We start from the raw sequence: 23,586 nt of genomic DNA, 5'->3' as shown, positions 1-23,586 counted from the left end.
GTCCTAACCCCATAATTTTTCGTCTTATACTGGTGGTCAGCACACACATCTTCGCTCCCACATTCTGGACAAGCATAGGTAAATAGATTCATTACACTGGTGTTTTTAGCCGAAGTTTATCTTTTATTATTAACTCCATATGTCATATATTGCAATGCTTTTCCCTACTCATTACACGGAACCAGTGCCAGTAATACTCTTAAGAGATATTCTGTGATTCATTTAATCGGCAACTGTCGTATTTTAAGCTTTTAATAAGAATCGATCAACCCATGTTGTAACGCATAACGAACTAGCTCAGTGCGGCTACTTGTCCCCGTCTTGCTGAACAGTCGACTCACATATTTTTCCACATTGCGAATGGTTGTGCCTAACCTTTTGGCAATTTCTTTATTCATCAAGCCTTCCACCACAAGCTCTAAAACACTCTGCTCGCGGGGGGTAAATTCAATTTTGATCGGTGGTGGTGTGACATTGATCGCAGGTTTCTGCTTTAAGAGCGCCTTGATTTCTGCCAATTGTCCTGCAAGGTCAGTAATTTCGGAAGTGTTACTATTGGCGGTGACAGATTGCATCGCTCGCCGCGCAATCAAATTTTCAGCGATCGCCACTAGCTCATCGGGGTCAAAAGGCTTAGGAAGATAAGCATCACAGCCTGCGGTATAACCTTCGATGCGATCCTTGGTCATTCCCTTAGCGGTCAGCAATACTACGGGCAGGTTCAAAAATCTGACATCTTCGCGCATTTGTTTAAGGAAGTCATAGCCGCTTACCTGTGGCATCATGATGTCAGAGATTACCAAATCAGGTGTGGTCTGTTCTAGTAATTGCCAAGCCTCCCTAGCATTACTGGCAACCTGCACCACAAAGCCGCTATCTTCTAAGTAGGCTTGTACTGATTCCCTCAGACTAGGTTCATCGTCTACAAGTAGGATATGTCCAGACATTTTTATTATCTCTAAACCTGCATTTTTGCTATCGTCCCGTCATCATACAGCGCTTTGTACCCAATTACAGCGCAAAGAACTGACTGAAAACCAAGGAAAAACATGGCATACTCCCTTCCCAGTATAAAATTAGACATCAACAAAAGCAAAAAAGAAAGGTCTTAACTCAAGAAGGATAGATTACAAAAACTAAGAGAGAAACCGTTTGCAATAGGATTGTGTAGGACTGGCGCAAACCAACCAAGAACTTAAGTTCTTGGCTGAAGGCTAAAGTCTGCTAAAGCAGACTAAAATACTTCTATGATCAACCCATTTCAACGGGTTTGAGCTTTCAGACCGTAATTTATTACAGGGCTGTTGCGTAAGTCCTAACTACTAACAATTATACAGGGGCGAGTTTTCCCAATTTCATCGCCGATGCTAGGATCGGCACTATACAGCCAAATTTGACCTCTAAGCATAGTCTTGATACTCATAGAAGTCTTCGTTATTAGCATCAACAAACTCAGTCAAGTTGCTGTTTTCAGCATAAAAGGGGCGCATGATTTCAGCCGCCGCTCATAGGCTAAGTTTTTCTGGTTTGCCTCTGTCTTGCCGCAGTAGCTTTAGGGTAAATTCGATTACTTCTAGGCGATCGCTATTCGGCATTTGTTTGATTGCTTCTAAAATTTGAGTTTTAATCATAGTTTTTTGCCCATTTATTAAAAAAATGTTACGCACTAAGAGAGACAACTGCTTTCTCTTTATTGAGGACACCCAAACTACTAATAGTTTGCCTGTTTTCAAATACACCAGTTTCAACAATTGCTTTACATAACTTATCAATTACAGGAACTGAAACACTATTACCGATTAACTTCATCCATTTTGATCTTGATTCTGGCAACTTAAAATCTTTAGGGAATCCTTGTATTAAACAGGCTTCGCTTTTAGTAATCCTTCTAAATGCCTTAGGCTTATAAATTTCTTGGATAAATCTATTTTTAAATTCATCATGGTTTGATGCTTCAATAGTCTTTAGAGTTATAAAATCATTTGTGTCACTTGCAACCAAAGTTGGAAAAATGTCAGAACTTGGTAAGAATATGCGATTCACTCCAAATAATCCTGTGCTTATCTTAGTATTTTTAAAATCATAGCGAACCTCATGACATTCAATAATTATTTTTCCCTTAAGAGATTCAATAGTTTTCTCAATGGATATTTTCTCAGTTTTAAATATCCTTTGAATATTTAAATTATCAATAATAATTTTGTGATTGTTTGCAAATGAAAGTAGTATTTCTTCTTCTTTTGTTAAATTGCTAATACTATGGTCTTTTATAGTAAAACTGTACTCTTCGGACTTTAAGATTTCTAATTCAATCAGTTGATTAATTTCATCTTGATTAATAGATGAGTCTAGGCTTTGAAAGTGTTCTAATGATAACGGGTTACCATCAAGTTGCCCATAGGCGCTTTTACGTCTATTTTTAAGCAATAGCAAACAAATATCTTTTTGCTTTTGAGTGGTATCAATAATATCCCATGAATGGATTGTTGTATGACCATTTCTAAGATCGTTAAACAAAAAATAGTCATTAAACCCATTTGTATTTGAAAGACTCATTGTTTTTGATTCAACAATATTTCCAAATAAGTCCATTTGCATAATTCTTTTGTCTGTTGAGTTTTTTGGTTCAATACCTAATATGTCGCCAAGTTTTAGCTTCTTGTCAATACATTTAGGTAATGTAAATCTTTCAAAGTACTTCTTTTCTTTAAAGCCAATTATGTATATGCGAATTCTATTTTGTGGTACGCCATAATCAAATGAGTTAATCACAAAGTAATTAGCGTAATATCCTGCTTTTTTAATTCTTTCTAAAATGTATGACAAAGCTTTTTTATTACGAGGATCAACCAAGCCTTTCACATTTTCAAAAATAAAGGCTTTTGGCTGAGATTGTTGAAGTAGATAAATTGTGTCATTCCATAACTGTCCTCTATCATCATCAAAGCCTAAATTTTTACCCGCAATAGACCAACTTTGACAAGGAACTCCAGCAGTTAATAAGTCGTGATCAGGTAACTCTTTAATTTTAGTAACATCTCCTAAGTTGTAACTCGATTTAACTTGAAAGTTGTCACAATATGTGTTTATTGCATCTTTATCTATTTCACTAAATCCAAGGCAATGCCCCCCATTATTGGCTAACGCCATTTTAAAGCCGCCAATTCCAGCAAAAAGATCAATAAAGGTAAATTTAGCGTTATTCATTTAATATCTCCTCTTACATTTTTCTACTTCAATAAATACTCGTCAAAATCTGGAGGTGGTTCTATTCCTAAGAATTCACGATAGATGCGTTCTCTGTAATCTTTTCCTAATGAATTGACTTCCTGAATAAAATTGTTGTAAGTGCCTTCCCCTCCCATCAGATCCCAGAATTCATCGCCTATCAATACAGATTCATCTTCGTGCATATTGAACCATCGCATCGGAAAGTCCCATTTATAGCTTTCTCTCTTACCGTAAGGGTTGTATGGCAAGGCAAAGTATGCGTAATCAACTAACTTGGGTTCCATTGCCAGAAGTTTAAATAGCTTCCCTTTGCTTACTTTTGTTTGATCACTATTTGGTAATGGAGCTTTAAGCTCAAAGGCATACCGCTTTCCATTTTCTTCGTTCTGGATAAAAATATCACAAACTACGCTTACTGGAATCTGGCTACCACCGCCTTCCTGAATATATTGTAATTCTTCATTCCAATTAGGTTTGATTTTGTTTTTTCCTTTGCTATGTTCTAATTTATTTAATACTTCTTGAATTCTTCTCAGACTCTCTTGCCCAACAGTACCACTAATTGTATGCCCCATTTGGCAATTGCCATAAGCTTCTAGGGCAACAACTTGAGCTAGCTTTTCCCATACAAGACCAAATGGAGTTACAAATCTTCTCTCAAAATGTGAACCTTTAAAAATTTCATCAGGTACTAATGCTGCATAAATTGGTTTGTTTGCTCGATGATTTTCTTTGATAAAAGGATCTGTAATTAGAACACGATCCATTACTCGATCCATCATTTTAGATATGACATCCTTTATAGCTTGAGCAATTCTTTGTTGTTTATCCATGCAAATATCAATAGTTTTTTTCTAAAGAATTGTCCCAAAATTTAAGTTTAATACTTGTTTAGCGATCGCCTCTTCTAACCACAAATTAAGGTCGCGATCGTATAGCATGGATTTTTGCTCGATAGTCTGGGTCATAGGTTTAGTCGATGCGATATAGGATTTATCAAGTATATCCCAAAGAACAAGGGGCTTAAGCCCCTTGTCTGAGAGGTTTGCTTCTAGAAAAATTTTTCGTAGTCATCATGGCTACCAATCCAAAACCATGTCACGACATCACCTTCTAGAATTCCTAATGCACGATAATTCCTCGTTATTCTCACAGACCAAATAGACTCTTCCGTATTAATACATTTAAAATGGAGAGAGGGATGAAATGAATTTTCTGCCCATAGGCGATAGGCTTTTCTTGTGCTTTGTCTAACATCTTCATTTAGCTTTCGATATTCAAGCCAAAAGGAAGGTAAAGTGAAGGTTCTCATAGTTGATCGTAATCAAGAGGAACAGCTTTTCCTTGAGTGATTTCTTGTTTCGCAAGGCGTGCTGCTGCAACTAGCTTTGATTGGGTCTGTGCAAAGGATTTCTCCCATTTAATTTCATCTTGCAAATCGTGGATGTATTCTCTCAAATGTTCTGTAACTCTCTCCTGTAAGCTAACAGGCAGAGTTTCCATTATTTTAACTAGAGTTGTAATTTGTGGTGAAGACATATTTTTAATGTACTTAATTAAAAGTGGATAGATATGCTATAGATTGCTAGTAGTTCCATTAAGCGACGGACTGTAATGCGGAGGTTGCGAATACAGGGCTGTCCATTCATCCGTTTAGGATTGACAATAATGCGATCGAGTTTCATAGGTGTTATTCAACTACTTTTGATACTATTTTAGCTTTAGATTAGATCGCCTCTTCTAACTACAAATTAAGATCGCTTATATTTTAAGATAGTGGAAGCGACAAAAAAAGCTAAATTTACAGGTACGGCGTTACCAATCATTTGCTCTAGATTTGTCTTAGTACCAAAAAACTTAAAAGAATCTGGAAAAGTTTGAATGTAACTTCGTTCGATTGTGGTTAAAGGTCTGATAGTTGAAAGATCAATATCCTGCGGATCGCCACTATGCAGTTGATAATTTGGAGGCATGGGACGATTCACTCCTCTTATAGTTGGGCTTGGTTCATCAATTGAGAAAATTCCTCTTCGAGCATAGCTTCTAGGATGTCGATAATAATATTGTAGGTTTAGTTTATCTCCAAGATAGTCCCTAATTGTCATAGATTTATTTGCTAAATTGGTTTTGAACAAATCTACTAGAGCATTTTGATTTCCACCAAGTTCGCCAATTAAAAAGAAACGCGATCGCGCCTGTGGTACCTGACAAAGTGAAGCGTCTAAAACCACACTAGATAAACCATAACCACATTTTATAAACTGTTCTGATATTTGTGAAAGAATATGACTTTTTGTGATTCTTTGCACATTTTCTATTACAAACCATTGTGGTTTAATTGCACAGACGATATTTGCAAAGTTATAGGTTAAATTAGCACGATCGCCATTTAGATTGCGTTTACCAGCACTCGAAAAATCTTGACATGGTGAACCACCAATAATCATTTCAGGAGCATATTTTTGAATTATTCTAATTGATGTAATTTCATCAGCTAGATCTTGTTGAATAGCAGGATGCTCAAAATTTTCTCGATAGACATCTAAAGCGATATTCCAATTATCAATAGCCGCCAAAATCTCAATCCCTGCTTTCTGGAAACCAAGAGATAATCCACCACAACCACTAAATAAATCAACAGCTTTAATCATGAGAATAACTCTGGTGAATTAAAAATAATCGCGTCAAATCTGCGCTCTGGACTAAGTAAATTCTGTCCACCACCCAGAATAATATTTTTGATTTCGTCTTTTTTGATTCTTGGAGATGTCAAATTTTCACATGACATATAGGGATTAGTTACATTGCCTGCGGAAGCAAAAGCTTTATCGTTTTTAGTGTTGTAAGAAAGTTTATCAATGATATCTTTGTAGTCACATCTGCCATGAATGCAGATATCTAAAAGCATTTTATATAGCCAAATGCTTGTTCTTGTTTGACGAGTTATTTGAGTTGCGTTATTATCGCTTTTTGATATTTGTGATATAAACCAAGCAAAGGCTGCATCACTCCATACAAAAACATCTAGACAATTTTCTGCAAGCTTTGGTGATTTTCCAATGGTCTTCCAAATTGGATGTAAAAGAAATGGTGATTGGTTTTTCTCGATACCAATGCTGATATCAGATATACAGCTAATAATTTTTTGAATACTAGTAATTACTTCCCTAGCATCTGACCAATTATCAACAACAACATTACTTCTTTCAATATGATGTTTAACTAGCTCAATATTTTTACTAACTATGCTAGATGCTAAATATACAATCGTGTCAGGTCTTACAACAATCTCACAGCCAAATTTATCATCGCTTAAATTACAAGTAGTATTGTCGGGTAATGCGGTTAACTTAACTTCTAATCCTCGTAAACATTGACCTGTCAAACTATCTTGAATGACTAAATCAGTTCTAGGTAAGCTGCCAATTACATATTTTTGAAATGGCGTATGTTGTGATTCAAAGGCAAAGTATGTATTAGTTTCACTAGGCTTAATTCCAAATACAGTAGCAATATCAATTAAATTTATGTCAAATTTTTGATTGGCTATAGATATGTAATTTGCTGCAATTCCTTGATCATCAAGATAACAGGATAAAGCGGCTGGAAAACTTGAGTTGAATTGATTTTTGCCCCAAGACTCGGCTTTGGAAAAATCTCGATTGGAATTGTTTAAACCAAATAGGCTTGCTTGTGTTGTCATTAATCTATCCTTGTGCTGACAAAAGTAAAAAAATCGCCTCTTCTAACCACAAACTGCGATCGCGATCGCACAGCGTTGTTTTTTCTCCGATAGTCTGTGTCATGGTTTTAGTTACCGATCTTCAAAACAATGGCTAAGGCTTGGCTAATTTCTTGCATTGTTGCATCATCTAGAGTTCCTACTTGCTTGATTAGTCGTTGTTGGGAGACGGAGCGAATTTGAAAAGTGTCTGCGGTCGATAATTTGCTCAGTCTATTTTTTGTTGTGGGTTCAAGCTTCACCATCCAAGGCACTTGGGCAAATGTTGGATTCCATCCTGTAATTGGAACAATGACTTTTAGTCGTAGCACGCCGATTTCGTCACTACTAACAATTATGCATGGTCGAGTTTCCCCAATTTCATCGCCGATGCTAGGATCGGCACTATATAGCCAGATTTGACCTCTAAGCATAGTCTTGATACTCATAGAAGTCCTCGTTATTGGCATCGACAAACTCAGTTAGATTGCTGTTTTCAGCATAGAAGGGGCGCATGATTTCAGCAGCCTCTCTTAAGCTAAGTTTTTCTGGTTTGCCTATGTCTTGCCGCAGTAGCTTTAGGGCAAATTCGATTACCTCTAGGCGATCGCTATTTGGCATTTGTTTGATTGCTTCTAAAATTTGAGTTTTAATCATAGTTTTTTATTTCTCGATTGTAATTAAATCAAAATAAGATTACTTCCTAAGAATAAAACTCAGGTAATGATGACCAATCATAAAACTTAATTGAATCCCATATTTTTAACAATATAAATTCGATAAATGAATGAAAAAGGCTGTTTTCTGAAAAGGATTTCTTTGAAAGGAGTGGATTTTTGCATAATTCCTTAAGCATATCAACGCTGAAACAGGATATATTTCTAATTCCTGTCTCTCGTCTTAGCTTGATTTTTTGACTACCCTCTAAAATATTCAAACCAAAACATTCTCTAATAGCTGATATTTCTACAGGGTTCCAAATTGCATCAATATTTAGAGGTAGCTGTGAATCTCCCCATATTACTTCTTCAAGAAAGTCTCTCTTCATTTCATACGAACTACTTTGAATATATTTGAAAATCCCTTCTAATTCTTGACAATGAGATTTAATAAGGGTTTGCACTGAAATATTTTCATTTGTCTCATTTTTCTGCTCATTTTTAAAAACGACATGATCCATACAACTAGGCTGAGATAACAGGTGTTTTTCAAAATCTATAACTTTATTTTTTATATATACATAAGATTGATCTAATTCAAGAACTTTAGAAGCAGCTTGTATCAATAAAAATGGATCTGGATATACTTTATTTATTCGTGAATTAACACTAATTTGTCTGTGTAAAGATTCTTCATTTAAAAACATTATAGGTTCTGCTAAATCATCATTATTTCTTAGGTTAAGGGAATTTAGATAGTGTTCAAATGAATAGATTTCAGAAATACTTTTTGATTGATAATGATGCAAACATTGTATAAAGGAAGCTTCTAATTTCTTTCTTTTTTGACCTCTTGATGAATTGTCTAAGATTGACAACTCTTTTTTTGAATCAATATAGAAATCAACTCGTAATGAGCAATCTTCTAAATTGCCATTAGGATGAATAAATGCTGGACTAACTAAATTTCCATTTCTTGTAAATCCAGATCTCCAATGGAGTGTAGCGTTACATTCAGGGCATTGAAATATTTTGCTAAAGTCAGAATGTTTTACATCTTCAGCATCAGTTAAAGTTTTGTGAGAATCATCAATTATCAAAAAAGCTTTTTTCATACATTGCCTCAACTAAAGATTGTCGTCCAACCTCTTTTAATAACTGCGAAAATACAGGCTTAAACTCCTCAATTTTGGTGATATCTACATTATTACCATACTTGTGCTTACTAAGCAGTTTATTAATCAGCATTTCTCCTTCTTGCGGATAAAAATGCCGATATGATAACAGCATTCGTTCTCGATGGTATATTTTGACAATCGTGTTTATAAATGAATTAACAAATTTTTTTACAATTTGATTTTGTGTCTTTAGATCTTGTTCTGATTTTGCAAATATAAGATTTTGAGACATCCAATTTTTTAAATACTCAATTGCTTCCTTTTTTTCCTTATCCATTTCCTCATCTATGTTGCAATATTTCGCCTTATAACCTACTCGGTTATTCTCTTGCATCAAATAGTTGCGTGACCATTCCTCAAAAATTGGTTTATATGTTTTGTCAGCAACTTTTTTTGTAAACTCTTTGGCTAACACTGCCACAGCCTTTCGTTGTTCTAACGATGCAGCAACTTCTACATATTGTCTAGATTCGGATGACATTATATTCTTACCTATTCTTGAGTATGCAATTCCATCAAAAGGTACACTTAAATTTCCTCCCAAAAATGGCTCTTCTGGGTTCATGGGGATAAGCACAACTGATAGTAGCCATAAGCCTCTCTGAGCAACAGTTAGAGCCTGATAATGCCGTCAAATATTGTATCATGAATATACAATTTACCCCTCAAACCCAGAAGACCCCCAAAAATCAATATTTAATATAGCGTCAATATCTCGGCTAAACTGCCATGTATTAGGAAAATTTACAGACTTATAATCTGGATCTGAGCGCATTAACTTGAGCGCATCATCAAAAGCATCTTGAAACAATTCGGGACTATTTGCGTAGTTTTTAAGGCTAGGTGACTGTCTCAGAATTTTGCAGATTTCCATCCTTGTTCTATTGATAGTTCTCACCCACCCTGCATAGTCATATTCACTTTTGACATAGAGCCGCTTGAGTAAATGCTCTAGCAAAGTGGTTAGTCTATTTTCTAACTCGCGCCTATCCCTACCCGCCAAACCTTCTAACTCCTCAATTAAGTTTTCGACATCTAGATTGTGAAAATCGCCTACTTTTAATTTAGCGATCGCCTCTTCCAACCACAAATTAAGATCGCGATCATATAGCGTGGATTTTTGCTCGATAGTTTGTGTCATAAGTTTCTAAACATTTGTCCAAAAATTTAAATTTAAAACTTTCTTAGCATCTCGGCTAAATTGCCATACATCGGGAAAATTAGTGTCAGGGTATTCTAGCTTTACGAGTTTGAGTGCAGTGTCAAAAGCACGGTCAAAAACCTGTGAGAAATGACCTTTGAGACTTGGAGACTGCTCTAATAATGTAGTTAATTCAGCCCTTTGATTAACGATTGTAATTTCCCACCCTCGATAACACTCAGGTAGATTTACATAACAACGCTTGAGGATATGTTCAATCAATCTAGTCAAACGTGATTCTAATTCGCGCCGATCTCTACCCGCCAAACCTTCTAACTCCTCAATTAAGTTTTCAATATCAAGGTTGTGCAAATCGCCACACTTTAAATGCGCGATCGCCTCTTCTAACCACAAATTAAGATCGCGATCGTATAGGGAGGTTTTAGAAGGTTTGGGTAAAGATTGAGTCATGCTCAACAAATTAGCGAATGTATTCTTTCAAAACACTATTGCGATTAGGATGGCGCAACTTGCGGAGTGCCTTAGCCTCAATTTGGCGAATACGTTCGCGGGTGACATTGAAGATTTGACCGATTTCTTCGAGGGTCTTCATGCGTCCATCGTCTAAGCCGTAACGCAAACGCAAAACATCACGCTCCCTAGGGCTAAGAGTGCCTAATACGCTTTCCAGATCTTCGCGCAAAAGACTCTTGGCAACCTGATCGTCAGGGGTTTCACCTTCGGACTCAATGAAATCACCGAGGCGCGAATCTTCTTCTTTACCAATGGGAGTTTCTAGGGAGATTGGCAACTGGGCAGATTTGGCAATAAACCGCAGCTTTTCGATGGTCATCTCCATGCGGGTGGCGATTTCTTCCTCAGTGGGCTTACGTCCCATTTCCTGAGAAAGCAATTTGGTGGTTTTCTTGATGCGGGAAATGGTTTCGTATAAGTGAACAGGCAAACGAATGGTGCGAGATTGATCGGCGATCGCCCTAGTTATTGCCTGACGAATCCACCATGTCGCATAGGTTGAAAACTTGTAACCCTTTTCATGGTCAAACTTTTCGGCGGCACGGATCAAGCCTAAGCTACCTTCTTGGATTAAATCTTGGAAGGATAAGCCGCGATTCATGTATTTTTTAGCGATCGATACCACCAATCGCAGGTTGGACTGCACCATCTTGTCCTTGGCGCGGCGACCCGAATGAAGGCGCTTACGAAAATCGCCAAGGGGCATACTCATTTTGTTAGCCCATTCCGACTCGCGGATCTCCTCAGGATCGCAGTCGATTTCGTTGGCTAGTTCTTCCCGCTTGATTTCAAGCTCTAGCAAGTCAGCAATTTTTCGGGCTAACTCGATTTCTTCATCGGCTCTCAATAAACGAATACGTCCAATTTCTTGTAAATAGAGCCGAATTGAATCTTCGGTGAAATGTTTTTTCTTAGTTTGACTAGCGCGTTTCTTAGCCCCCCTAGTCTTGCCAGCCTTGTCTGGGTCTTCTTCAATGTCGGGATCTTCGTCTGAGTCATCAATTAAATCATCCTTTTCGAGTTCGATGTCGTCATCCAAATCTTCAAGGTCTTCTTCAATATCTTCAAGATTGCCACCAAGTTTGCCAATTGGTAGTTTAATTTCGATAGGTAGGTCGATGGCTGCTTTGCTCATGCCAGATTCCTCAGATCCATACTGTCTAATACTTTGTGCTGTGGGAAATTACACCTAAATGATTGTAGCTTGCTAATTCACCAATTGGGGAACCAGGCTACAGGTTGCCAAGCTTACAGTCTATAAAACTCTTCAAAATAATGAAGTGATGAAATTATTGTAAACAGGTGTAATTTCCTTCTATACATTTATAGCTTATAGCCTATTGCTATTTTAGGCAGTCTAGAAAAATTTTTGAAAGCATTGCAAAATGTCGCTTTTAGAAATTTTTCTGGGTTTTAAGTCAACGCCAAGCTTTGAGTAGTGAGTTAGAAATGTTTGCATAATCATGTTTTGCTTTATTGCCTATAGTTATGAATTGAAAGCCAAACCCAGTAAGGTTTTTCCAATTAAGAAAGGGTATGGTTATTTCTTGATTGGCGATCAGATCAGCGATCGCGCTGAAAGGTAGATATGTTTAAATGCAATTAAAAGTTACATTTATTAAGTATTGTTACTTTTTAATTATGATTAAGCTTAATAAAATATCTCTTGCCTCGGTTGGTTTAGTTATTGGCGGCATTTTGTTTGTCGTTGGTTTTTGGGCATATGCTAAGGGCAACTCCACGCTGAACCTCGTGGGCTTTTTCTATGGATTTCCGATCCTGTTGGGTGGCTTTGCGTTTAAGTCATCGGAAGTAACGCCTACGCCTGTACTGGTGGCTGAGTCGGCGGCGGTAGTGAATTTACGCAAGTCGCAAGCGACTCCCACCCAAAACCAGTTACGCAAAGATGTCACGCGCTATCGCTATGGGATCAAGGCTCATTTGGATGAGGTGCTAGAAAAGGTTGGCATGAGCCCCACTGATGAAGAGCGTCCTAAGCTAATTGGCATTTACGAGGAAATTTCGGAGGCGGAGACAACTAAGGGCGCATATAGCTTGGTTTTACGTTTCTCTTCAACATTGATGCCCTTTGAAGTTTGGATAGAGAAGCAAGATAAATTGACAAAGTTTTTTGGACCTGGGATCGTGGCAGTGGTGACGGAATTAGCGGATAAAGAGGTGGATTTGCGGCTAGTTGTAGCTAAGGCTTAAAACTAACTTAATACTAAAATCTAAAGTTAATCGCGGTTTGGTCTTTTGCAAACCTCTATAAAATAATGAATAGGTACAAGTCGTACCTATCCCATACCTTTTGGAAGAATATAAACTGGTGAGCTTAGTTTCTTTGGTGTCTTTGGTGGCTGGGGCGCGATCAGCAAAGGTGGTCAGCTTTCCGACTGATACTGTGCCTGCCTTGGCAGTGCGCCCCGATCGCCGCGATCGCATTTATCATTTGAAGGGGCGATCGCCAGATAAGCCATTAATCTTGATGGCAGCAAGTTGGCAGCAGTTTTTGCCGTTTATCGATGCAGCGCATCCCAATCTCAAAACTTGGCAAGCGATCGCCGCTAAATATTTTGCAGGGGCTTTGACCCTCGTGCTACCCGCCAGCGATCGCGGGCAAGCGCTAAATCAAGGCTGTGCAACCTTGGGGGTGCGGATACCTGATTGTGCAGTGGCGATCTCCATTTTGCAACAGACTGGGGCGCTGTTGACGACTAGCGCCAATCGCAGCAATCTGCCCCCCCTCAGAAAAATGATAGAAATACATCAAAATTTCGCGGAGGTCTTAACCTTGGCAGAAGGGCTAGAACTTACGCAGGAATTGGGAAGCGGTTTACCATCAACGGTGGTGGAATGGACAGAGCAAGGATGGCTAGTGCGCCGTCAAGGCGCAGTCACCCTTCATCAGGACATGGTATAGGTATAGCAATCGCCACTAATCCTCAAGATCTTTGAAAGCTTTGCCATGTGACGCTTTCAAAGATCTTTCTGTTTTATTAATTTGGACAAACCATCACTGCACTAGTCAAGCCAAGTTTTGGAAAACTGCTCGACCTGATTAGAGAGCAGTTCCTTTTCCAGCCATTGCAGAGCTGTAATTTGGCTAGGGTAATTTGTCGCATCAAAGTCTTTGAAAACATCGAGCAAGGAAATAGCGATCGCTGTTTGACCAGAGGCAACTGTCCAGCGTTGAAAGAACTGCTGCATCGTGATGGGACTGACCGATGCTTGCAACCGCTCTAGCGCCATAACTTGATTGGAGGATCTTTGATAAGTTTTAATCGCTTCGGTAAGGCTGATTAGAGTAACTGGGTTGGGATCGCTTGTTGTGGGTTGCAATGCGGTGAAGGGAGTGCCTGTGGTGATGCCGATGCTGGCGTTTTGATTAGACCAATCTTGACGAAATTTGGCGAGCGCCTCTGGTGATATCTGACTCTGAAGCCATTGCAGGGCAAGGTTTTGATTAACCATTTGCACAGCGTTATAACCACTGAGGGCTGCTGATAGCGAGGAAGTATCGCTGATCGATCCTGTCGCCACAAACCAACGCTGCATAAATTGCTGAAAAACATTTGGTTCTATGCTGCTGTGCAGACTATTGATTGCGGCAGTTTGATGGGGCAGTTGAGCGCGACTATAGGCATTGGCAGCATCCACTAAACTAATGGCATTGTCAGTAAGGGTAGGAGCAATTGTGGCGGGAGTTGCGATCACGGGAGTCTCAACAGTCATATCATTTACCAAAGTTACAGGTGGAGTTACAGACGGAGTTACAGACGGAGTTACAGACGGAGTTACAGACGGAGTTACAGGCTCTCCAACAGAAACGGCAGGGGTAGGGACAAATATCGAGCCTAGGGGTGGCTGAGGAGTAGGTGAACTGGCAGGGGTGCTTGATCCCACAGGTGTAGTTGATTCCGCAGATGTATTGGGGCGAGTGATTTCAACCAATGTTGGCGATCCTACTGGTGCAGTGGTGGCCGTGGTGGGGATCGCAGGAGCCAGCAACTTTTGCCATGTCTTTGCACCAACCTTGCCATCCACAACTAAACCATTTGCTTTTTGAAAGGCGGCGATCGCTTCCTTTGTGCCATTGCCAAAGTCGCCATCAATGCGTCCTTGGTAGTAACCCTTCTCCTTTAGTAGTTGTTGCGCCTGCATTACATAGGTTCCCCTTGCGCCTTGCAACAGCGTGGGCATCGCAGGGTTGCTGTTGAGACTACGCAATTTTGTCCAACTCACATTACCGACAATGCCATCGGCGGTTAAGCCATGAGCTTTCTGAAAGTTGATCACAGCATTGGCCGTACCAGGTCCAAAATCGCCGTCAAGTTTACCGTTGTAAAATCCTTGCCCTTGCAAAAGTCGCTGTAACTCGATTACAGCATCGCCTTTGCTACCTTGTCTTAGTAATGGGTTCATGAATCAGCCTAATATTCCTAATATTTTTTGGATCGAAGTCGAACTTTACATTTTAAAAATAAAGCACACGGGCATCCAATCCTTGCGATCGCAAGAAATATTTTAAAGATTCTGCCCCATCGCGATTGGTATAGCCACCTGCGTAGATATAGTCACCGCGAAAGGACTTGGAAATAAAGGCGCGAGGGATAAAACGCTGTACCTGTGCTAGAGCCGCCATGCCTCCAGCACTCATCGGCACAGCCGTGACGTAGCGATAGCGGCTGGGATTGTCAAGGTTATTGGTAGTGTTGGGGAGATAGCTAGTGAGGGTAACTGGGGCGCTAGGCGTTGGCTGAGGAATGGTTGTAGTGATCTGCGTCAATTGTTGTGCCGCCACGCCGCGCCTTTGCAACTCCCTAGTTACATAGTCGGCAGTTTGCGGCTCAAAAGTCCCAGCAACAATTGAGGTGCGTCCATTTACTAAGGCGATCGCAGGGTTGGCAACGACTTGGCGGGTTAGGTCAAAGGTATAGGAATTATCGCCCACGACATATACGATGGTATTGGCAACCTGCGCTTCGGCATGATCGATCGCGATTGTGGTGATCATGCCACCCGCGATCGCTGCCACACTAGCTCGCCCCAAAGCTTTAAGTACCAAAACCGACCATTCTTGCCGCAGCCCAAGACTAACGCGATTTAATATTTGCATTATCATACTCAACACATTTCTCAACACAAAGTTCGTTTTGTCTACCTATATTATCTGACTATTATCGGACAAATTATGAAGTTCCCTTTGGTAATATTGGGGCAGTATTTTAGGCGGGCTTTTCTAAGCGATCGCTTAAAAAATAGGACAAAATATTGAGAGAGAATTAAAAATACTACTTACCTCCCATTTTTTTAACGTGAATAAGATTCCCCCTTTCGATGTATCTCAGCAGTATCAACAAATTGGCGATCGCCTCAACCAAGCAGCAATAGATGTACTTGCCTCAGGGCAGTATGTTGGTGGTCAGGTGGTCACACAATTTGAGCAAAGCTTTGGTGAGTATATAGGCTCTCAACATAGTGTCGCCTGTAACTCTGGTACTGATGCTCTATATCTGGCAATGCGGGCGCTTGATATTGGAGCAGGGGATGAGGTAATCACTGTCCCATTTACGTTTTTTTCTAGCGCTGAAACCATCAGCATGACTGGGGCAAAGCCCGTATTTATCGATATTGAAGCCCATAGTTTCAATATGAATGTGGACTTGATCGAATCCGCCATTACTGAGCGCACTAAGGCGATTATGCCTGTGCATTTATTTGGTCGTCCTACGGATATGACGAAGTTAATGGCGATCGCCCAAAAGCATAATCTCTATGTGATCGAAGATTGCGCCCAAGCAACGGGAGCCTCCTATGCAGGGGCGCGGGTTGGCAATATCGGTCATGTTGGCTGTTTTAGCTTTTATCCCACTAAAAATCTTGGGGGTTGCGGCGATGGAGGCATGATCACCACCAATGATGCGGCGATCGCCACCAAATTTCGGATCTTACGGGAGCATGGCAGCCCCAAGCGCTACTACCACGACTATATCGGCATGAATTCGCGCCTTGACTCATTGCAAGCGGCATTGCTACAAGTGAAACTACCCTACCTAGAGCAATGGAATCATCAGCGTCGCCAGATCAGCGATCGCTATACTCAACTCCTTCAAGCCGCCAATCTGCCCAATGTGATCACGCCCCACCATTGCCCCCATAGCGTTTGGAACCAGTACACTATTTGCATTGGCGCGGGTAAACGCGACTATGTGCAGTCACAACTACGCGATCGCCAGATCATCACCATGATTTACTATCCTCTGCCCTTGCATTTGCAGGAAGTATATAAAGATCTTGGCTATGCTAAAGGCGCATTTCCTGTTACTGAAGATATTTGCGATCGGGTACTCTCTTTACCAATGTTTCCCGAACTCAGCGAAGCGCAACAACAGCAAGTAGTAGAGGCATTAGCCGAAATATTGACTAATGTATGACAATACTTGCAAATTCTTAGCCGAAAACTTTCCTGAAGATTTTGCCCGTTGGCTACTATGCATCAACACCTATAATATCGGGTATAGTCTTGAACAGAAAAATTATTCAAAGACTAATCAGGAGTGAAATCATGAGAGAGTCAGTAATTTATCAAGATATTTTGCTAGAAGGTGAAGCTAGAGGTAGATTGCTAGGCAAAGCGGAAGGCAAAGCGGAAGGCAAAGTTGAGACTAAGCGGCAAATTGCCCTGAATATGTTGGGGGCAAATGTCTCTACGGAATTGGTTACGCAGTTTACTGGGCTAACTCTAAAGCAGGTGCAGCAACTGCAAAAGCTATCTCAAAAACGACCAAGTAACAAGTAATGCCAAATCACAAAGGTGTGACAACAATTTTGTGATTTAAATTCGTGATTTAAATTTGTGACTTTAAAGCCAAACCCAGCATGGGTTTTCAAATAAAGAAACAGCGTAGCTGTTTCTTTATTTTGGTGTTAGCTATGATATTTACATATGATTTAGGAAATAGTCGTGGGTATTATTAATTCCATATTTACTAAGCTGCAAAATAATCATGAGGCAAATAATCAACCAAATCCCCAGCCCCCTGATCCACAAACTACACCATCAGCGCCCTTAGCCAAAGCTTCTCACACTAATCTGCCGCCAGCCAATCCTGCGGGGGCAATGCAGCGCTATCAAGCCCTTGAATCGCAACTAAACGGCTCGCAAGTGTTACAGGCTAAACCGATCGCCCAGCCATTGGCGGAAGTGCGTAAATTTGGCAAAAGATTAATGTGGACGGGAATTTTGATTGGCATTCCTGCGGGTATTTTATATGTGGTGAACCTGCCCTATCCAGTCATTCGTCAACCGATCGCCAAGTTTGCGCCCTTGTTATTACTGCCCAGTAATATGTCAATGGAAGAAAATTTTAAAAGAGGGCAAGCGACAATTGAGGAAAGCAGACAGTTAATTGAGTCCCCAACAAGTATTGAAGACTTGGATCGAGGATCACTGAAACTCAAGGAGGGTAAAGCGGCGCTCGATGCGATTCCTGCTTGGTATGTGGCGGACTGGGCTGACTATTCACGGGGTTATTATGGTGGATGGGGCTATGATTGGCGCTTCTCGCCTGCGGGACTGCAAGCGGCAAGGGTTAAGGCGGGGCAGTTGGAAGCGAAGGTATTTCAGGAAAAAAATGCTCAGACGGCTTTGATTGATGCGGAGAGGGAATTGGCGATCGCTAAGGCAAAGTTTCAGGAGGCAAAACAGCCCGTTGATAAAAAAATAGCAGTGCAGAACTGGCAGGGGGCAATTGATCGCCTAGGACAGATTCCCGCACAAACGATGGCAGGGCGCAAGGCGCAACAGTTAGTGACGACAGCCTCTAGGGATTTGCAAGATCTGGGCGGTTTGGCGGCGGGGAATGTCAAAGTATTGGCATTGGTCAGTGGGGCAGAAGAGTTTGCGAAGAAGGCGGCTGAGGCGGGGCGCAACCCTCCCCATAGCAGCGATCGCTGGCAGGAAACGGCGCAAATGTGGCAACAGGCGATCGATCGCTTAGAAGATATTCCTGCCAATGATTTGCAGGGCTATGCTGAAGCCCAAAAGAAGTTAGCTGAATATCGCAATAATTTGTCAGAGGTCAAGGTCAGGTTGAAGTATGAGCAGGAAGCAGTACAGGCTCTAGAGTCTGCTAATCGCAATTTAGCTAATCTCTGGGCGAGTTTGCCAAAAGATGGCAAGGATCTCAATAGAAATCAGGCGATCGCTGGTTTTTTGACCATCAAAAATGATCTCGATAAGGTTAAAAATGGTACTACGGTTTATTTGAAAGCGCAGGAAACTAAGATGCAAGTGGAACAGCAGTTAAAGTTATTGCAGTCAGGTAAATAATTTGAGATCGCCCTATGGCAAAATTTGACTTTCTATCGGATTTAAATCAGCCTTGGCATCATTTGCCAATAGAGCAGGTGCTAACAGCCTTGGCATCTTCGATGGAAGGTTTAACCTATGTGAATGCTAGACAGCGTTTGCGGTATTTAGGGGCAAATAAATTGCCGCGATCGCGCCCCATGTTTAAAATATGGTTACAGCCTTTTCTCAATCCTCTAACCTATTTGCTTTTTGGGGTAGCCATTTATTTGCAATGGCAAGGGGCGGAAGGTTGGATATTATTATTGGTGGGGGCAATGCATGGCGGCTTTGGCATTTATCTGACGGCGGCGACCAATGCCATTAAGGAACAGGTGCTACGCGATCGCCCCCAAAGACGACAGCATGAGCCGTCAAATTCGGTCATGGTACTACGTGATCGCGAAACCCTCGAATTACCATCGCGGGATTTAGTGATCGGCGATATTTTGCTATTGCAGGCTGGCGATCGCCCCAATGTGGATCTGCGTCTAGTGGAGTCATCGGCGGACTTGATTGTTAACCAAACTAACCTTGGCGGTGAGGCAATTTGCCAAAAACAGGCAGATCTAATATGCGATCTCAAAACCGCACCCCTTGACTGTGGCAATATGATCTGGGCAGGGACAGAGATCACCGCAGGCAATGCCAAAGGCGTGGTGATCGCCAGAGGATTACTCACCAAAGAGCAAGCAGCTTTGAACAAGGAGCAGCCTTTCTCAGCCATCCATTCGGAATTGCGCCAATTGCGCCAATTGGGGCTAGGCATCTTGATTTTGGTAATTACTACGGTCAATGGTCTGTCATGGCAACGGGGCATTACCCTGAATTTGATGATTGCATCGGCGCTGGTGATTAGCACCTATCCTAAAAATCTATTGCGTCTTGCCACCTATGTGCAGTTATTGGGAATGCGGGATCTGGCAAAACAGCGATTATGGGCGCGTTTCCCTGCGGTGTTAGATGCGATCGGGCGCGTGACGACAATTGTCCCAATTGTAGAATCGGATGTGGTATTGAGTTTCGATGAATTAAGTCGCGGTGGCATTAGTTGGCGTGCTCTGATTCGTGCTTCCGAAGATGATGCTCAAGCTTTTGGGCAGGTGATTGGTATCGAAACCCATAGCTACTTTGCAGGAGCGCAGGAACGCATCCGCCAATGGCAGGGCGATCGCCGCAGGGCATCGGTGGCAGTGATTGGCTATGATTTGGAAGATATTAGTTTATTGAGAGCCGCCGACATTGGCATCTGCGATCGCAATTGTTGCAAAGAGTTACAGGACAGTGCCGCCCTAATTCTCCCTAAAGAAGATTTCCATTATTTACCGATCGCCATTCTCGAAGGTCGGGCTGTTTTTGATCGCTTGCAAAGAATGGTGACACTCAGCACCGTTAGTGCCTTGACATTGGCGATCGTGGTGCTAATGGATGCCGCCGCAGGGTTTTCAGTGCCGCCATTGCAATTGATTTGGATTGGCGCGATCGCTACCCCGATCGTTGCCATTCCCTTAGTGAGAGAACCAAGCCACCAGCAACTTCTGCACCAACCCGCCCACCGATTCCAGACTATGCTCCGCTCTAGTAATTACATCAGAATTTCTTTAGCGGTCTTCGCCACAGTTACCGCCGTATGCCTAGTTTTTAGTTTGAAATACCAAGGACAGGCGGCGCTGCTCTCTCAGGCGCGGACGATGGCATTTGTCACCCTTGGCTTTAGCCAAATTTTCCATGCCTGCGCGATCGCCCGTCAAAGTATTTTCCAGAATTTGCCCCTGCTTTTGGGAGTATCAGCGATCGCCCTATGCCAAGTTCTCTTTGTCCAGGTTCCTTGGTTCAGTGACATTCTGCTCACCGTTCCCCTCAATGGAGTTGAATGGGCGATCGCGATTCTCAGTGCTACGGCAGTTTTTTGGGTGCAAGAACTGCTCAAATAGAAGCTTTAAACTTTTTGCCAAAGCTGGATTTCATAGCAGAGATGCCTATGAAAAATATTTGATGCTTGCAATCCTTCTGTAATTAACTTGGTAATTAACTTACCGAGAAAATATTTGAAGATGGCATAAATCGGCGGCACGGCGATCGCCACGAGATTACCGATATAGTTCATCGTCGAAACACCAAAGGTCTTAAAGCTCTGCACACAAATATCTAGGGTCGGCGCAATGTGGGCAGAAATGTCATCCTTAGTGACTAATTTAAATCCTGCCCTCTGCATTTCTTGATGCAGATCCGCATTTACTAGGCAATTAGAAAACATCCCTTCCTTATATTCAGGATCTTTGCGTAACATATCCGCCAGCAACACATAGCCGCCCGACTGCACCAAATCAGCCGCTCCCGTCGCGATCGATTCAGGGGACATATACTGACTGCTTTCGCTAAATAGGAGCAGGTCATACTTAGGCGATCGCTCCTGTTGGCGCGAATTATGGACAAACTCATCAAAGGTCTGCATATGGAACTTCGCATTCCCCTTTGTGCGTTCCAAAAAGTTCGCCTGTTGCGATGGATCGGGCGCTAAGCCTGTCACCTGCAATCCTCTCTCCAAGATAGCGATCGCGTTGTCTCCATTGCCACAGCCCACATCTAACACCGTATGGATATCAGCAGGAATAAAGGATAACAGATGATTTGCATAGGCGGCTTGGGCAATGCGGAATTGCGTAATGGTAAGTTCCGCATTTGCAGGGGGGATTGGTTCCCAATAGCCGTAGTGGAGATAGGAAGATCCCGTGAGTTCTAAGTAATACTGAAGTGCAGCATTTTGATAACGGATAATATTATTCACAGGCTAGGTTTTCCAGTATTTTTCATATTATAGCTGTAGTCTGTCTTGTTTTTTTAATTACAATGCTTTGCGCCCAAACCCAAATCAAAAAAGTTTTGAAAGCGCTGCTTTGACTTACTTTCAAAACTTTTTTTGGCTCGTTTGATCGATAATTGCTGTCAGGAAATTAAAAAAAGGGCTTCAGTCCCCTGTCTGCTTATTTTGCGTTCAAGCAATCAAGAAAACCTTCCCTTAGTTCCTTTTCATTGAGATGCCTGCCGATAAATACTAATTGATTTTTGCGAAGTTCATGATCTTGCCAAGGGCGATCGCGGGTTGCGTCAAACTGCATATGTACCCCCTGAAAGACAAGGCGATCGCTAGAACCCGCGAGATTGAGAATCCCTTTAGATCGGAAAATATCCTGACCATTGGTTCGCAATAGTTCACTCATCCAAGCTTGGAACTTATAAGGATTCACCTCACCAGATTCTAAAATGCTAACGGAGCCAACTTCTTGATCATGCAAATGATGATGCTCTTCATGATCGTGGTGATGATGATCGTGGTCGTGGTGATGATCGTGATCATGGTGATCATGGTGATCATGGTCATGATGCTCAGGTTCAGAGGTTTGGGCTGCTAAAAACTGAGGATTTTTTTCGAGAATCCTTTCCAAATCAAAACCACCGACATCGAGAATTCGTTCCAAAACTTCCTTTATATCGTCAATAGGCTGCTCACTGGCAGTCTCAGCGATTAATTGATTTTCCGAATGACTGAGGCTAACTTTCTCCACCTTCGCTAAAACATTGAGATCCTTAATTGCTGTTGCCAAGTCTTCAAGCTCTGCTGCTGTCACCAAATCCGCTTTATTCAGCAAAACCACATCAGCAAAGCCAATCTGCTCCACCACTTCGCGATCGCCCCAATGTTGTTGAATATGCTTGGCATCAACCACCGTCACCACCGCATCTAGCTGTACCTGCCGCCGAATATCCTCATCCATAAAAAAGGTTTGCACCACAGGACCTGGATCAGCCAAGCCCGTTGTCTCTATCAAAAGATGATCAAACTTATTACGGCGGCGCATTAAGTTACCGATAATTCTAATCAAGTCACCGCGCACGGTGCAACAGATACAGCCATTATTCATCTCAAAAATTTCTTCGTCAGCACCAATCACCAATTGCTGATCGATGCCCACCTCACCAAACTCATTGACGATGACCGCGATCTTTTTGCCATGCTGCGCCGTGAGGATATGGTTGAGTAAAGTGGTTTTGCCTGCCCCCAAAAAGCCAGTCAATACGGTTGCAGGGATTTGTTCTAGGTTCATAGGTTCGCTTATGCAAATACTGTAATTATATTTTACTGACAGCTAATTCAAGATCAAAATCATGCTCACATCAACGAATTATTTGAGGGCTTCGGGATCAATGCCAATTGATCTTAAATAATTGGCTAATTTTTCTTTTTGTTGGCGCTCTTGATCAGCGATCGCCTCAGCTTGTTGTTGAGCTAAGGCTGCTTGATCGGCGATTGCTTTTTGTTGCTCAGCGATCGCCTTTTGTTGCTCAGCGATCGCCTCAGCTTGCACAGACCGTTCATCGCCCGTCAACAATAAATTCCCTGATTCATCCCACCAGCGCAACCAAGATACACCATTCTCTACTATCAACCCAAGCTCCACACCCATTGGCGGAATGGCGTAATGACCGCGATCGTTGGGCTGAGTCTTGGTATAGCGATTATCAAGTAGGTGATAGACCTCAATATTGCCTCTAAATCCATCAAAAATGGCATAGTAAGGAATACGGATAGCCTGCTCGTAAACCCAGAATTTCCCTGCTTTTTCCGTTTCACTGGGCGGCGTTGCATCCCTTTCTTCGGCTCCATTGCCAGACACAAATTCAATGGCAATTAATGGTGCGACATATTCTTTCCACAGCACATAGGAACGGCGATATTCACCATCCAGCATCGGCGGTACATTCGGCAC

28 protein-coding genes and 1 pseudogene are annotated in these 23,586 nt (G+C 41.6%); 7 read left to right on the top strand and 22 right to left on the bottom strand.

The features are described from left to right. Positions 1–251: 251 nt before the first annotated feature. From H6F44_RS17660 to rpoD, 17 genes and pseudogenes are all read right to left on the bottom strand, one after another. Positions 252–947: a response regulator transcription factor gene (locus H6F44_RS17660; RefSeq protein ID WP_190352349.1), complete on the bottom strand. Its 696-nt coding sequence runs from the start codon at positions 945–947 to the stop codon at positions 252–254. Between the two features lie 368 nt (positions 948–1,315). Further along, positions 1,316–1,423 (bottom strand): type II toxin-antitoxin system PemK/MazF family toxin, encoded by a 108-nt coding sequence (locus H6F44_RS17655; RefSeq protein ID WP_190352348.1) that lies wholly within the window; start codon positions 1,421–1,423, stop codon positions 1,316–1,318. Positions 1,424–1,505: 82 nt separating this feature from the next. After that, positions 1,506–1,631 carry a hypothetical protein gene (locus H6F44_RS23610; protein ID WP_277874133.1) on the bottom strand — a complete coding sequence of 42 codons (126 nt, stop codon included), beginning with the start codon at positions 1,629–1,631 and terminating at the stop codon, positions 1,506–1,508. A 28-nt stretch (positions 1,632–1,659) separates the two neighbouring features. Then, positions 1,660–3,207 (bottom strand): DNA cytosine methyltransferase, encoded by a 1,548-nt coding sequence (locus tag H6F44_RS17645; RefSeq protein WP_190352347.1) that lies wholly within the window; start codon positions 3,205–3,207, stop codon positions 1,660–1,662. 23 nt (positions 3,208–3,230) lie between these two features. Continuing rightward, positions 3,231–4,064, bottom strand: coding sequence for a TdeIII family type II restriction endonuclease (locus H6F44_RS17640; protein ID WP_190352346.1), 834 nt, complete (start codon positions 4,062–4,064; stop codon positions 3,231–3,233). Positions 4,065–4,282: 218 nt separating this feature from the next. Continuing rightward, positions 4,283–4,543 carry a ParE family toxin-like protein gene (locus tag H6F44_RS17630; protein WP_190352345.1) on the bottom strand — a complete coding sequence of 87 codons (261 nt, stop codon included), beginning with the start codon at positions 4,541–4,543 and terminating at the stop codon, positions 4,283–4,285. After that, positions 4,540–4,770: a hypothetical protein gene (locus H6F44_RS17625; protein WP_190352344.1), complete on the bottom strand. Its 231-nt coding sequence runs from the start codon at positions 4,768–4,770 to the stop codon at positions 4,540–4,542. Before H6F44_RS17625 ends, H6F44_RS17630 begins: the two co-directional genes overlap by 4 nt. 38 nt (positions 4,771–4,808) lie before the next feature. Beyond that, positions 4,809–4,916: pseudogene (locus tag H6F44_RS17620) on the bottom strand (DUF433 domain-containing protein); the annotation flags it as partial. A 66-nt stretch (positions 4,917–4,982) separates the two neighbouring features. Continuing rightward, positions 4,983–5,879 carry a DNA cytosine methyltransferase gene (locus H6F44_RS17615; protein ID WP_190352351.1) on the bottom strand — a complete coding sequence of 299 codons (897 nt, stop codon included), beginning with the start codon at positions 5,877–5,879 and terminating at the stop codon, positions 4,983–4,985. Further along, positions 5,879–6,934, bottom strand: coding sequence for a HindVP family restriction endonuclease (locus H6F44_RS17610; RefSeq protein ID WP_190352342.1), 1,056 nt, complete (start codon positions 6,932–6,934; stop codon positions 5,879–5,881). Before H6F44_RS17610 ends, H6F44_RS17615 begins: the two co-directional genes overlap by 1 nt. Before the next feature lie 107 nt (positions 6,935–7,041). After that, entirely contained in the window at positions 7,042–7,401 is a 360-nt protein-coding gene (locus H6F44_RS17605) for a type II toxin-antitoxin system PemK/MazF family toxin (protein ID WP_199302179.1), read from the bottom strand. After that, a complete protein-coding gene (locus H6F44_RS17600; RefSeq protein ID WP_190352341.1) occupies positions 7,379–7,609 on the bottom strand; it encodes a hypothetical protein in 231 nt (76 codons plus the stop codon). The genes H6F44_RS17605 and H6F44_RS17600 overlap by 23 nt, the downstream gene beginning before the upstream one ends. A 46-nt stretch (positions 7,610–7,655) precedes the next feature. After that, a complete protein-coding gene (locus H6F44_RS17595; RefSeq protein WP_190352340.1) occupies positions 7,656–8,726 on the bottom strand; it encodes a hypothetical protein in 1,071 nt (356 codons plus the stop codon). Then, the gene (locus tag H6F44_RS17590; RefSeq protein WP_190352339.1) at positions 8,701–9,354 is read right to left on the bottom strand and encodes a hypothetical protein; all 654 of its coding nucleotides are present in this window, start codon (positions 9,352–9,354) and stop codon (positions 8,701–8,703) included. The genes H6F44_RS17595 and H6F44_RS17590 overlap by 26 nt, the downstream gene beginning before the upstream one ends. A 93-nt stretch (positions 9,355–9,447) precedes the next feature. Further along, positions 9,448–9,930, bottom strand: coding sequence for a DUF29 domain-containing protein (locus H6F44_RS17585; RefSeq protein ID WP_190352338.1), 483 nt, complete (start codon positions 9,928–9,930; stop codon positions 9,448–9,450). A gap of 6 nt (positions 9,931–9,936) precedes the next feature. Next, positions 9,937–10,401: a DUF29 domain-containing protein gene (locus tag H6F44_RS17580; RefSeq protein WP_190352337.1), complete on the bottom strand. Its 465-nt coding sequence runs from the start codon at positions 10,399–10,401 to the stop codon at positions 9,937–9,939. Between the two features lie 10 nt (positions 10,402–10,411). Further along, a complete protein-coding gene (gene rpoD / locus H6F44_RS17575; protein ID WP_190352336.1) occupies positions 10,412–11,599 on the bottom strand; it encodes an RNA polymerase sigma factor RpoD in 1,188 nt (395 codons plus the stop codon). Positions 11,600–11,927: 328 nt separating this feature from the next. Between rpoD and H6F44_RS23605 the strand changes: the two genes are divergently transcribed. The 3 genes from H6F44_RS23605 to H6F44_RS17565 all read left to right on the top strand — a co-directional run bounded on the left by H6F44_RS23605 (position 11,928) and on the right by H6F44_RS17565 (position 13,387). Beyond that, the gene (locus H6F44_RS23605) at positions 11,928–12,050 is read left to right on the top strand and encodes a hypothetical protein (protein WP_277874132.1); all 123 of its coding nucleotides are present in this window, start codon (positions 11,928–11,930) and stop codon (positions 12,048–12,050) included. Between the two features lie 55 nt (positions 12,051–12,105). Further along, positions 12,106–12,675, top strand: a complete 570-nt coding sequence (locus H6F44_RS17570; RefSeq protein WP_190352335.1) for a DUF2854 domain-containing protein — start codon at positions 12,106–12,108, stop codon at positions 12,673–12,675. A gap of 118 nt (positions 12,676–12,793) precedes the next feature. Beyond that, positions 12,794–13,387: an L-threonylcarbamoyladenylate synthase gene (locus H6F44_RS17565; RefSeq protein WP_190352334.1), complete on the top strand. Its 594-nt coding sequence runs from the start codon at positions 12,794–12,796 to the stop codon at positions 13,385–13,387. A 101-nt stretch (positions 13,388–13,488) separates the two neighbouring features. On the opposite strand, the gene H6F44_RS17560 is transcribed toward H6F44_RS17565, so the two are convergent. Together H6F44_RS17560 and H6F44_RS17555 are read right to left on the bottom strand one after the other, a co-directional pair. Further along, on the bottom strand, positions 13,489–14,889 hold the full coding sequence (locus tag H6F44_RS17560; RefSeq protein WP_190352333.1) for a peptidoglycan-binding domain-containing protein: 1,401 nt from the start codon (positions 14,887–14,889) through the stop codon (positions 13,489–13,491). 52 nt (positions 14,890–14,941) lie between these two features. Then, positions 14,942–15,583: a hypothetical protein gene (locus H6F44_RS17555; protein WP_190352332.1), complete on the bottom strand. Its 642-nt coding sequence runs from the start codon at positions 15,581–15,583 to the stop codon at positions 14,942–14,944. A 199-nt stretch (positions 15,584–15,782) separates the two neighbouring features. Here H6F44_RS17555 and H6F44_RS17550 point away from each other — a divergent pair, with 199 nt between their 5' ends. The 4 genes from H6F44_RS17550 to H6F44_RS17535 all read left to right on the top strand — a co-directional run bounded on the left by H6F44_RS17550 (position 15,783) and on the right by H6F44_RS17535 (position 20,751). Then, positions 15,783–16,901, top strand: a complete 1,119-nt coding sequence (locus H6F44_RS17550) for a DegT/DnrJ/EryC1/StrS family aminotransferase (RefSeq protein ID WP_190352331.1) — start codon at positions 15,783–15,785, stop codon at positions 16,899–16,901. Positions 16,902–17,032: 131 nt separating this feature from the next. Continuing rightward, the gene (locus H6F44_RS17545; RefSeq protein WP_190352330.1) at positions 17,033–17,266 is read left to right on the top strand and encodes an Rpn family recombination-promoting nuclease/putative transposase; all 234 of its coding nucleotides are present in this window, start codon (positions 17,033–17,035) and stop codon (positions 17,264–17,266) included. A 165-nt stretch (positions 17,267–17,431) separates the two neighbouring features. Then, entirely contained in the window at positions 17,432–18,799 is a 1,368-nt protein-coding gene (locus H6F44_RS17540; protein ID WP_190352329.1) for a hypothetical protein, read from the top strand. A gap of 14 nt (positions 18,800–18,813) precedes the next feature. Then, the gene (locus H6F44_RS17535; RefSeq protein ID WP_190352328.1) at positions 18,814–20,751 is read left to right on the top strand and encodes a cation transporting ATPase C-terminal domain-containing protein; all 1,938 of its coding nucleotides are present in this window, start codon (positions 18,814–18,816) and stop codon (positions 20,749–20,751) included. A gap of 5 nt (positions 20,752–20,756) precedes the next feature. Here the strand turns inward: H6F44_RS17535 and H6F44_RS17530 are convergent, their stop codons facing one another. From H6F44_RS17530 to H6F44_RS17520, 3 genes are all read right to left on the bottom strand, one after another. Next, positions 20,757–21,605 carry a class I SAM-dependent methyltransferase gene (locus tag H6F44_RS17530; protein WP_190352327.1) on the bottom strand — a complete coding sequence of 283 codons (849 nt, stop codon included), beginning with the start codon at positions 21,603–21,605 and terminating at the stop codon, positions 20,757–20,759. A gap of 196 nt (positions 21,606–21,801) precedes the next feature. Continuing rightward, on the bottom strand, positions 21,802–22,923 hold the full coding sequence (locus tag H6F44_RS17525) for a CobW family GTP-binding protein (protein WP_190352326.1): 1,122 nt from the start codon (positions 22,921–22,923) through the stop codon (positions 21,802–21,804). Between the two features lie 78 nt (positions 22,924–23,001). Further along, on the bottom strand, positions 23,002–23,586 hold a 585-nt coding region (locus tag H6F44_RS17520), incomplete at its 5' end, for a Uma2 family endonuclease (protein WP_190352325.1).

Origin of the sequence: Pseudanabaena cinerea FACHB-1277 (assembly GCF_014696345.1) — a bacterium.
GTDB lineage: Bacteria > Cyanobacteriota > Cyanobacteriia > Pseudanabaenales > Pseudanabaenaceae > Pseudanabaena > Pseudanabaena cinerea.
Note: the sequence above shows the minus strand (reverse complement) of the source record. Positions and strands in the feature narration are given on the sequence as shown.

Bases quoted from the DNA above. Each gene is read 5' to 3' on its own strand.
- H6F44_RS17660 (WP_190352349.1), bottom strand. From the start codon at position 947: ATGTCTGGACATATCCTACTTGTAGACGATGAACCTAGTCTGAGGGAA.
- H6F44_RS17655 (WP_190352348.1), bottom strand. From the start codon at position 1,423: ATGAGTATCAAGACTATGCTTAGAGGTCAAATTTGGCTGTATAGTGCC.
- H6F44_RS23610 (WP_277874133.1), bottom strand. From the start codon at position 1,631: ATGATTAAAACTCAAATTTTAGAAGCAATCAAACAAATGCCGAATAGC.
- H6F44_RS17645 (WP_190352347.1), bottom strand. From the start codon at position 3,207: ATGAATAACGCTAAATTTACCTTTATTGATCTTTTTGCTGGAATTGGC.
- H6F44_RS17640 (WP_190352346.1), bottom strand. From the start codon at position 4,064: ATGGATAAACAACAAAGAATTGCTCAAGCTATAAAGGATGTCATATCT.
- H6F44_RS17630 (WP_190352345.1), bottom strand. From the start codon at position 4,543: ATGAGAACCTTCACTTTACCTTCCTTTTGGCTTGAATATCGAAAGCTA.
- H6F44_RS17625 (WP_190352344.1), bottom strand. From the start codon at position 4,770: ATGTCTTCACCACAAATTACAACTCTAGTTAAAATAATGGAAACTCTG.
- H6F44_RS17610 (WP_190352342.1), bottom strand. From the start codon at position 6,934: ATGACAACACAAGCAAGCCTATTTGGTTTAAACAATTCCAATCGAGAT.
- H6F44_RS17605 (WP_199302179.1), bottom strand. From the start codon at position 7,401: ATGAGTATCAAGACTATGCTTAGAGGTCAAATCTGGCTATATAGTGCC.
- H6F44_RS17600 (WP_190352341.1), bottom strand. From the start codon at position 7,609: ATGATTAAAACTCAAATTTTAGAAGCAATCAAACAAATGCCAAATAGC.
- H6F44_RS17595 (WP_190352340.1), bottom strand. From the start codon at position 8,726: ATGAAAAAAGCTTTTTTGATAATTGATGATTCTCACAAAACTTTAACT.
- H6F44_RS17590 (WP_190352339.1), bottom strand. From the start codon at position 9,354: ATGAACCCAGAAGAGCCATTTTTGGGAGGAAATTTAAGTGTACCTTTT.
- H6F44_RS17585 (WP_190352338.1), bottom strand. From the start codon at position 9,930: ATGACACAAACTATCGAGCAAAAATCCACGCTATATGATCGCGATCTT.
- H6F44_RS17580 (WP_190352337.1), bottom strand. From the start codon at position 10,401: ATGACTCAATCTTTACCCAAACCTTCTAAAACCTCCCTATACGATCGC.
- rpoD (WP_190352336.1), bottom strand. From the start codon at position 11,599: ATGAGCAAAGCAGCCATCGACCTACCTATCGAAATTAAACTACCAATT.
- H6F44_RS23605 (WP_277874132.1), top strand. From the start codon at position 11,928: ATGTTTTGCTTTATTGCCTATAGTTATGAATTGAAAGCCAAACCCAGT.
- H6F44_RS17570 (WP_190352335.1), top strand. From the start codon at position 12,106: ATGATTAAGCTTAATAAAATATCTCTTGCCTCGGTTGGTTTAGTTATT.
- H6F44_RS17560 (WP_190352333.1), bottom strand. From the start codon at position 14,889: ATGAACCCATTACTAAGACAAGGTAGCAAAGGCGATGCTGTAATCGAG.
- H6F44_RS17555 (WP_190352332.1), bottom strand. From the start codon at position 15,583: ATGCAAATATTAAATCGCGTTAGTCTTGGGCTGCGGCAAGAATGGTCG.
- H6F44_RS17545 (WP_190352330.1), top strand. From the start codon at position 17,033: ATGAGAGAGTCAGTAATTTATCAAGATATTTTGCTAGAAGGTGAAGCT.
- H6F44_RS17535 (WP_190352328.1), top strand. From the start codon at position 18,814: ATGGCAAAATTTGACTTTCTATCGGATTTAAATCAGCCTTGGCATCAT.
- H6F44_RS17525 (WP_190352326.1), bottom strand. From the start codon at position 22,923: ATGAACCTAGAACAAATCCCTGCAACCGTATTGACTGGCTTTTTGGGG.